This window comes from Blautia sp. AF34-10, assembly GCF_003477865.1.
GTDB classification, from domain to species: Bacteria; Bacillota; Clostridia; order Lachnospirales; family Lachnospiraceae; genus Fusicatenibacter; species Fusicatenibacter saccharivorans.
On sequence record NZ_QUED01000094.1, the window covers coordinates 1 to 767 of the forward strand.

1 protein-coding gene is annotated in these 767 nt (G+C 42.1%); it reads right to left on the bottom strand.

Going from position 1 to position 767, the window contains the following annotated elements; all coding sequences use genetic code 11:
- Positions 1-767, bottom strand: a 767-nt coding sequence (locus tag DWZ60_RS17030; protein ID WP_147397780.1) for a site-specific integrase, incomplete at both ends; no start/stop codon positions are given.

Below are 767 nucleotides of genomic sequence, written 5' to 3' on the forward strand. Positions count from 1 at the left end.
AACAATTCCTGCACATCTTTTGGGGCTGCTCCATTTGCTAAAAGGTTGCTTGTATAGGTGTGACGTAACTGGTGGAAATGAAAGCCTTCAAATCCCTCTAATGTTTTTGCCACCTTTCTGCATACCGTTCCCAAAGTAGTCGGAAGTTCCAGGCAACCATCCGGTCTTAAGCAAACAAAAGAAATTTCTTTATAATCTGCTGGGACTTCCTCTGTTCTGTCTAAGCAGTAATATTCGTAGTACACTCTGTTTTTCTCTTTGACCTCTTTGTAGTAGTTCGTGTGATAAAGTTCTCCGTACTGCATTCGATTTTTTAACTGCTCTTTCCGGGTATTACGGAAAATCTCTACCAGCGTATCTCCAAAATCAACAATCCTCACTTTTTTCCGCTTGGTTGGTCCGATGATATATTTGCGCTTTGAACCATCATATCGGATGCTGCGTCTTATGGTAAGGCATTGTTCTTCCAGATTTACGTCCTGCCATGCCAAACCGCAGGCTTCTCCAATACGAAGCCCGGCATAATAGGCTATCTGGATTGGAAGTATTGCGGCTGGGTTCTTTTTTTGCAGATAAGCAAGCAATCTTTCATAATCTTCTCGTGAAATTGGTTGGACATTTCCGTCCATATCCTCATCGGAAAACAAATCCACTTCATCCGTCTGATACCGCAGTTTAATATACTGCATGGGATTGAACGTAATATACTGCTTTGGAAATACTGCAAAACGGAAGGACTGCTGCATGACTGCGGAAAAAGAATGGAT